The following is a 6,727-nucleotide window of genomic DNA, read 5'->3' as shown; positions in this document are numbered from 1 at the left end:
ATTCGGTACATCAGGTGATGATAGCTTACAAGGCAGACGCTCTGCAGATTATCTCGTAGGGTTTGGAGGGGATGACCAACTTAATGGACGGCAGGGAAACGACCATGTTCATGGGGGTAATGGTCATGACCATCTCTTGGGTGGTCATGGTCATGATGCCCTCATCGGTGGTCATGGAAACGATGTAATAGCTGGTGGACAAGACAATGATCGTTTGCGAGGCAATACAGGTAGGGATATTCTGCGTGGTAATGCTGGGAATGATCTACTCTTTGGGGATAGAGGCAACGATCGCCTCTATGGTGGCCCAGGTCGCGATCGCTTAATGGGTGGTGCAGGGAAAGATGTCTTTATGATCAGACGTTCCGATGGTGTTGACATCATTGGTGATTTCAACCAGCGCCAGGGCGATAGAATTGGTCTCCTAGGTAGCCTATCGTTAGATGATCTCAACCTACGCCAACAAGGAACGGATGCTATTGTGAAAGAAGGACGCCATGTTCTTTGTATTCTTCAAAACACAGACATCAGTACCTTACAATCCTCAGACTTTGTCTCAGTGTAAGTAACTAACCGCGCGTAGGCGGGTTTGGCCTATCTACGCGCCTCTCATGAACATCAATGAGCCAGCAGCTAACCTAGACTGTGTAGGCGAGTTATCCATGTCCAAGTTTCACTCGTCCTGCGTGAAACCTGGACATGATTGCTAGGCTGCGGGGTAATCAGATGTTAGTCCTGGGTTGGCAGAACCTCAGAGTAGGCTTTGACATCGGTTTTAAGTCGGCTAAATTCAAAGTCCGCTGCGGTGTCTGATTGGGGGGCGATAGCATTCCAGATCAACACCACAGCCACGGAGACCACAATCGGTGCTGAGAAACTGACGAGCAAATCACCGGCAAAAGGCACATTAGTCCAAGGGCTAAAATCGGGTTTCGGGAAAAAGATGGCACCCACGCCAATTCCTGCCACGCTGCTCACCAAGGCGGTCATCCCATTAATCCGGCGGTTATAGAGACCATACAAGACGGGGAATAAGGCTCCAGCACAGACTAAGTCAGCCAGCAGAAATAAATAAAGCACGTTATAGCCCTGGGCAGCCACCAAAATGACGGGAATGCTGATGGCTACGGTCAAAACCCGCGAGATGCGTAGCAAGCCATTCTCATTACTTCGGGGCAACAGTCGCCGTAGATCCAGAATCAATACGCTGATGAGGCCATTCAGTAAGCTATCGAGACTGCTCATCACCAAGGCTAAGGCTAAGATCAGCACGAGAGCGATCGCCCAGATGGGAATCGCTAACTCCTGCAGCAGAGAGAAGAAGGCAATGTCGCTGTTGAAGCCAAAATGCATGGCTAAGATGCCCAGCAATCCTGAAATACAAAGCATGGGTAAGATTACCAGCCCTGATGCCAAGAACGATCGCCGCACGGTATTGTCGGTGCGACAGGCATAGATACGTTGCCAGTTGCCTTGGTTAAACATTTCCGCAGAGATGATGGCAATCACCAAGGTCAGCCCAAACTTGATGGCTGGGCCGTTGCTGAAGCTCAAGAGTTCTGGAGCATTGAGGCGCACCGGTTCTAACGCGGCTGTGATGCCGCCGAGGTTACCCACCGCGATCGCCAGCACAATCAACAGTAGTGGCGTGATGATCACAAACTGAATGGCATCGGTGAAAATAGTGGCTCCTAAGCCGCCATAGGTGGTGTAGACAAAGGTGGCTGTGATCACCACCAGGGCTGTCCATCCCAGCGGGACATCAGCAAGGATATTCACTGCCTTGGCGATCGCTGTTAGCTCTGCCACCAGATAGACCAGCATATAAAAGGCAATGATCAGCAGCGTTAGAACATACATGGCATTGCCAAAACGGTGGAGCACATATTCATTCAGCGAATGGCCTTGGGGCATGAGCTGACGGATGCGCGGCCCAATCCACACAAAGCCAATCGACGGGACAGCCTGCCCAATACAATAGCCGGCAATCCCCGCTACACCGCTGGTGGCTCCCACCTCGGGGGGGCTGAACAAAATCCATGCGCCCATAGTGGAGGCTACCACCGTAGCGAAGGCCATCCAACCGCCAAAGCGATTGCGGCTCACCATATAGTCTTCCAAATTAATGCGGTGCCGACTGGCATTGACAATGCCAATTAACGAAAAAACCGCCGTCGTCACCAGCGTAACGACCAGTGCGATCGCCCCAATGGACATCCCACGAACCCTCTCAAAAACGACACAACAGGACGCTAGGGGTACCTGTTGGCCCTCATCCCCCAACCCCTTCTCTCTTTTTAGGAGAAGGGAGTCTGGATTCAAAGTCCCTCTCCCAGAGCGGGAGAGGGATTTAGGGTGAGGGCTACAACGTGGAATACACCGGCCCTGTTTAGAGACTGGGTAGCGGGTCTAGGTTGTCTACCGGTGACGTCATGGACAACCGACGACACGGTTGACGTTACGAACTATCACAATCCACACTTCCCTCCGCTGGTATTACCCAGGCTCAGGTTCTGAGGGTGTAATCTCAGCCCGGACTTGCGCCCTAGGCACCCCTAGCTTCTTGGATAGTATCGTACCATTGAAGGGCGATCGCCCCCAGATTCACATTGACTCTTCCGACATCTCGACATCCACGACATCTCGACATCCATGTCAGCTACCCTAGATGTGCTGCCTGATTCAGAAACCATGAAGCTAAACCCCTCGGATATTGAAAAGCTAGAGCAGTTTTTCGACAAAATTAAGTCAGATACCTATCCTGAGCCGCCCAGTGGGCTACATACTGCTATCACCCAGCGGATGATTGATGAAGTGTTCCAACGCTATGTCTTACCCGATGGGGCAGCGGTGCTGGATATTGGCTGTGGTCAGGGTGTGGCATTGGAGCTATTTTTACAGCGCAATCTAAAGCCAATTGGCATTACGCTGAATTGTGAAGATGTCGCTGTCTGCCAGTCTAAAGGATACGAAGTCTACGAGATGGATCAATCGTTCCTAGACTTTCCCGATGCCACCTTTGATTTTATCTGGTGCCGTCATTGCCTAGAGCACAGTATTTTCCCTTATTTTACCCTGAGCGAAATCTTTCGGGTGATGAAACCCGGTGCCTATCTCTATATTGAAGTCCCAGCTCCTGATACAAGCTGTCGTCATCAAGATAATCAAAATCACTACAGTACCCTGGGCAAGAGTGCGTGGCGATCGCTCATTCAGCGCACGGGTTTTCAGATCTTGGAACTGCGGGATATTTCCTTTCAGGTGCCAGCCGGGCCTGATACCTACTGGGCCATGATTCAACAAAAACCTGTTTAAGGCTCAGAATGCTATGACAAGGCCACACCTGCGGGAGAGAATCAACCATGAGTGATGTCTGGATCATCCCTGGTACGTTTGGGGGCATCACGCTGCTCGGTGTTACGCTCCTTGGCTTTGGCATTTTCTTTCTAAAAGAAGCGCGTCTTAGCCAAGATTGGCCATCGGTGCAAGGGAAGGTTGATAGCATTCAGGTGGTTGGTCGCCTTTCGGGTCAAGGAGCAACGGCACACAAACAATACCACTACACCATTCGCTATACCTATCGCGTTGAAGGACAAGACTACACCAGCGATCGCTATTCTTTAGGGACAGGTGTCAATGCAAGTTCGCGCTATTATACCCAAAGAGAAGAGGCTAGAAACGCCGCCCGACAGATTTATAAACTGGGTCAGTCCATCCATGTTTATTACCATCCCCATCATCCTGAGAGGGCTTTGCTAAAGCCGGGGGGCAACCGAGCCACCTATGTCCCGCTTGTGTTGGGACTATTATTCATCGCCAGCGGTCTAGTCGTTCTCGTTCCCTGGTGGTTGGGTATGTTCAGCAGCCCCAGCCCCGATTTAGGTTTGCCTGACTAGGGCGATAGCGCAGAGTGTAAGCCATCGCTACAGGATAATCCCCAATTTCTACTAAAGCGATCGCCTCCTGTTTTTGGTGTCAGCATTATGGACAAGCACTTTAGACAACAAGGATCGTCTAATGTCGCCAATGTTCACTAGAGTGTAGAACATGGATACATTTCGTGGCACAAGATAGGACATGATCGCTAACGCCGTCAAACAATCACCCCTTGGCAAGGATATTGGAGGATTTTTAATGCTGGCTATCCCATTAGCCAGTGCCCAGGTTGCCCAGGCCGCAGTCGGTCTAGTGGACACGATCATGATGGGGCGTTTAGGCACCGAAAGCCTCGCGGCGGGAGGGCTTGCATCCACGATGTTTCAGTTTTGCCTGACGACGGTCAGTGGTATCGTGATGGCAGTCAGCCCCCTAGTCGCCGAGGCCTATGGGGCCGGACAAACAGCACGAGTCGAACATATTGCTCGTCAAGGACTTTGGCTGGCAATCATCCTCACCCTGCCCTTAATGGTCATCATCAGCCAATTGGATGCAGGTTTGCTGGCCCTCGGACAGCCCGCCGCGATCGCCATCCGTGCCGCTCCCTACTTCAAGTTTATTGTCTGGGGAATTTTTCCAGCGTTGGGCTTTGCTATGCTTCGAAGCTATGTTTCAGCTCTTTCCCAGGCAAATGTTGTCATTATCATTGTGATCATCGGCACCCTTGTTAATATTACGGGTAATTATGTGCTGGGATTTGGTAAATTTGGCTTTCCCCGCATGGAATTAGCCGGACTGGGTTTGTCCAGTGGACTTAGCTTTTGGCTGATGTTTATCCTGTTCCTCATCTATGCTCTCAAGCATCCACAGCTCAGAAACTATCGATTTCTTCAAAACTTTCATCACTTCAACCTCAGGATCTTTCAACGACTGATCACGGTGGGAGTGGCGATCGCTATCACGATTGCTCTGGAATATGGACTGTTCGCCGCCGTAACCTTCCTCATGGGCATTCTAGGAACGGATATACTTGCCGCCCATCAAACTGTCTATCAAACCATATATATTATTTTTATGGTTCCCCTAGGTATGTCCTACGCCGTGACGGCTCGTGTAGGTCAGTGGCTGGGGCAAAAGGATATGAAAGGTGTGCGTCGAGCGGGCTATGTTGGCATGGTTGTTGTAGGCTTATTCATGTTGGTCACAGCGATCGCGTTAATCATCTATCGTCGGCAAGTGATTGGCATCTATATCGATATCGACCAGCCAGCGAATGCTAGAGTATTGGCCCTAGCTATACCGATGCTATTCGTTGCATCCATCGCCCAACTGTTAGACGGCATCCATCGTATGGCCATGGGAGCACTGCATGGACTTCAAGACACCCGCATTCCGATGCTGATCAGCGGTCTAGCCTTTTGGGGTATAGGTCTTGCCGGTGGATATGTTCTGGGGTTTCCCCTGGGATTTGAAGGCGTTGGATTATGGATTGGGCAGTCAATCGGCGTTGCGGTTGCTGGTCTAATTTCTATTCTGCGGTTTCATCGCCTCACAGGTCGCCAGGCAACATGATCTGTGGAGACTTGATTGTAAGAAGCACCGATACCAAGTCCGGCTGAAGGGTCATGGTTGGAACATCCTGCCTTCGATCCCCCAATTTATCGCCTCCTTGGCAAAGGAACGACAGGCATCCTGGTACTCTGCCCAATCCTTGCATGAATAGCGCGTCTAATCAGACTTGATATAATCACGAGGCTTACCAGACATCTCATCAGATTGAGGAGCAAGGCAGCGGCTAGCTTCCCAGCCCAACAGTGCCGCCTTGCGCTCCAGGCCCCACCGATAGCCACCTAAATCTCCCGACTCACGAATCACTCGATGGCAAGGAATCAGATAGCCCACGGGATTCCGCCCGATCGCTGTCCCCACTGCCCTTGCTGCGGTGGGACGACCCAGCACCTTAGCCATCCCACCATAGGTTGCGAGACCACCCGAAGGAATCATGAGGAGCGATCGCCATACTTGAATCTGAAAGTTGGTGCCTTTCACATGGGCCGTCAAAGGCGTAGGATGGGTCGCGAGGGGGGTAAAGATGCGATCGCTTACGTCCTGAGTTGTTGCCGAATCCAGAATCAGTTCTGCGGCTGGCCATTCTGTCTGCAAATACGATATGGCCGCATCTACATCACTCTCTTCTAAGAATATCAGATCACATATCCCTCGATGGGTGAGAGCAATCAAGGCATAGCCAAACGGCGTCCCATGGATACCATAGCGAATCTGCAAGCCATGACCGCCAGACTTATATTCTCCAGGAGACATGGCTTCTAGGTTGACAAATAAATCATGAAGACGTCCCGGACTAGATAAGCCAGTATCAAGGGTGAGGTCTAGCAAATTTTTGGTCGTCTGAATCTTTGACTTAGCGTAGTCCACCGTCAGATATTGTAAAAACCGTTTAGGACTGATGCCGACCCATTGGGTAAACAACCGCTGAACGTGAGATTCACTGAGGTGTAGATGATCAGCGATCGCCTTCAGGTCAGGCTGTTCGGCATGGTGGTGGCGCAGGAACGCGATCGCCGCTGCGATGCGTTCGTAGGTGTCCTGCTGGTTGAGCTTGATATCCGCTGAAGAGGTCATGGTGTCGTCTAGTGCCGCTCCCTATCACCCTCACTGTACCGATGGGTGGACAATTCCACCACCCGTTTCTTGCTGTCTAGCTCCAAGCCTTCAAGCGGATGGTCGTTGTCGAGAGTTAGAACCCAACATCACTCAGGCAGGAGGATTCAACCTAGCGGCGCTGCTGATCTTGGATACTGGATTGGGTATCAGCAATTCAGTAGCGGTG

The 6,727-nt window shown here is 51.2% G+C and carries 7 protein-coding genes and 1 riboswitch; of the genes, 5 read left to right on the top strand and 2 right to left on the bottom strand.

Annotation, left to right across the window (positions count from 1 at the left end; genetic code table 11):
• Positions 1–565: calcium-binding protein (locus V6D20_17580; protein ID HEY9817595.1), on the top strand; the 565-nt coding region annotated here is incomplete at its 5' end.
• Positions 566–729: 164 nt separating this feature from the next.
• Here V6D20_17580 and V6D20_17575 read toward each other — a convergent pair.
• On the bottom strand, positions 730–2,217 hold the full coding sequence (locus V6D20_17575; GenBank protein ID HEY9817594.1) for a hypothetical protein: 1,488 nt from the start codon (positions 2,215–2,217) through the stop codon (positions 730–732).
• 248 nt (positions 2,218–2,465) lie between these two features.
• A riboswitch (TPP riboswitch) is annotated at positions 2,466–2,567 on the bottom strand.
• Between the two features lie 85 nt (positions 2,568–2,652).
• On the opposite strand from V6D20_17575, the gene V6D20_17570 reads away from it, so the two are divergent.
• The 3 genes from V6D20_17570 (at position 2,653) to V6D20_17560 (ending at position 5,448) form a co-directional block, all read left to right on the top strand.
• A complete protein-coding gene (locus tag V6D20_17570; GenBank protein ID HEY9817593.1) occupies positions 2,653–3,315 on the top strand; it encodes a class I SAM-dependent methyltransferase in 663 nt (220 codons plus the stop codon).
• Between the two features lie 47 nt (positions 3,316–3,362).
• Positions 3,363–3,896 carry a DUF3592 domain-containing protein gene (locus V6D20_17565; protein HEY9817592.1) on the top strand — a complete coding sequence of 178 codons (534 nt, stop codon included), beginning with the start codon at positions 3,363–3,365 and terminating at the stop codon, positions 3,894–3,896.
• A gap of 238 nt (positions 3,897–4,134) precedes the next feature.
• Complete coding sequence (locus tag V6D20_17560) at positions 4,135–5,448, top strand: MATE family efflux transporter (protein HEY9817591.1); 1,314 nt, start codon at positions 4,135–4,137, stop codon at positions 5,446–5,448.
• Positions 5,449–5,604: 156 nt separating this feature from the next.
• Here the strand turns inward: V6D20_17560 and V6D20_17555 are convergent, their stop codons facing one another.
• Positions 5,605–6,519, bottom strand: coding sequence for a methylated-DNA--[protein]-cysteine S-methyltransferase (locus V6D20_17555; protein HEY9817590.1), 915 nt, complete (start codon positions 6,517–6,519; stop codon positions 5,605–5,607).
• Between V6D20_17555 and V6D20_17550 the strand changes: the two genes are divergently transcribed.
• Positions 6,518–6,727: hypothetical protein (locus V6D20_17550; GenBank protein HEY9817589.1), on the top strand; the 210-nt coding region annotated here is incomplete at its 3' end. The two genes, V6D20_17555 and V6D20_17550, sit on opposite strands and share 2 nt — an antisense overlap.

This window comes from Candidatus Obscuribacterales bacterium (genome assembly GCA_036703605.1).
In the GTDB taxonomy this organism is placed as follows: Bacteria; Cyanobacteriota; Cyanobacteriia; order RECH01; family RECH01; genus RECH01.
Note: the sequence above shows the minus strand (reverse complement) of the source record. Positions and strands in the feature narration are given on the sequence as shown.

Coding starts and splice junctions, on each gene's coding strand:
- V6D20_17575 (HEY9817594.1), bottom strand. CDS start 2,217: ATGTCCATTGGGGCGATCGCACTGGTCGTTACGCTGGTGACGACGGCG.
- V6D20_17570 (HEY9817593.1), top strand. CDS start 2,653: ATGTCAGCTACCCTAGATGTGCTGCCTGATTCAGAAACCATGAAGCTA.
- V6D20_17565 (HEY9817592.1), top strand. CDS start 3,363: ATGAGTGATGTCTGGATCATCCCTGGTACGTTTGGGGGCATCACGCTG.
- V6D20_17560 (HEY9817591.1), top strand. CDS start 4,135: ATGCTGGCTATCCCATTAGCCAGTGCCCAGGTTGCCCAGGCCGCAGTC.
- V6D20_17555 (HEY9817590.1), bottom strand. CDS start 6,519: ATGACCTCTTCAGCGGATATCAAGCTCAACCAGCAGGACACCTACGAA.